At 66.7% G+C, this 711-nt stretch carries 1 protein-coding gene; it reads left to right on the top strand.

Features of this window, described 5'->3' with window-relative positions; all coding sequences use genetic code 11:
• A partial coding sequence (locus PMI14_RS22950) for an electron transfer flavoprotein subunit alpha/FixB family protein (RefSeq protein WP_007857809.1) occupies nucleotides 1–711 on the top strand: 711 nt, incomplete at both ends.

Below are 711 nucleotides of genomic sequence, written 5' to 3'. Positions count from 1 at the left end.
CGCCAAGGTCATCCATGCCGATGCCCCAGGCCTGGAACACGGCCTGGCCGAGAACGTGGCCGCGCAAGTCCTCGCGATCGCATCCAACTACAGCCACATCCTGTTCCCCGCGACCGCCAGCGGGAAGAACGTGGCCCCCCGCGTGGCGGCCAAGCTCGACGTCGCGCAGATCAGCGACATCACCAAGGTGGTAACCCCCGACACCTTCGAGCGCCCCATCTACGCCGGCAACGCCATCGCCACCGTGCAAAGCGCAGACAGCGTCAAGGTCATCACCGTGCGCACCACGGGGTTCGACCCTGCAGCGGCCAGCGGTGGCAGTGCAGCCACCGAAACCTCCGCCGCCACGGCGGATGCGGGCAAGAGCGTCTTCGTGGGCAGCGAGATCGCCAAGAGCGACCGTCCAGAACTCACCGCCGCCAAGATCATCGTCTCCGGTGGCCGGGCTCTGGGCAGCAAGGAAAAGTTCGACGAAGTGATGACCCCGCTAGCCGACAAGCTGGGCGCTGCCCTGGGTGCCAGCCGCGCTGCGGTGGATGCGGGTTACGCACCCAACGACTGGCAAGTGGGCCAGACGGGCAAGATCGTGGCGCCCCAGCTGTATGTGGCGGCCGGGATCTCGGGGGCCATCCAGCACTTGGCCGGCATGAAGGACTCCAAGGTGATCGTGGCGATCAACAAGGACCCGGAGGCACCGATCTTCAGTGTGGC

Origin of the sequence: Acidovorax sp. CF316, assembly GCF_000276605.1 — a bacterium.
GTDB lineage: Bacteria > Pseudomonadota > Gammaproteobacteria > Burkholderiales > Burkholderiaceae_C > Acidovorax.
This window is presented reverse-complemented; position numbering and strand designations above follow the sequence as displayed.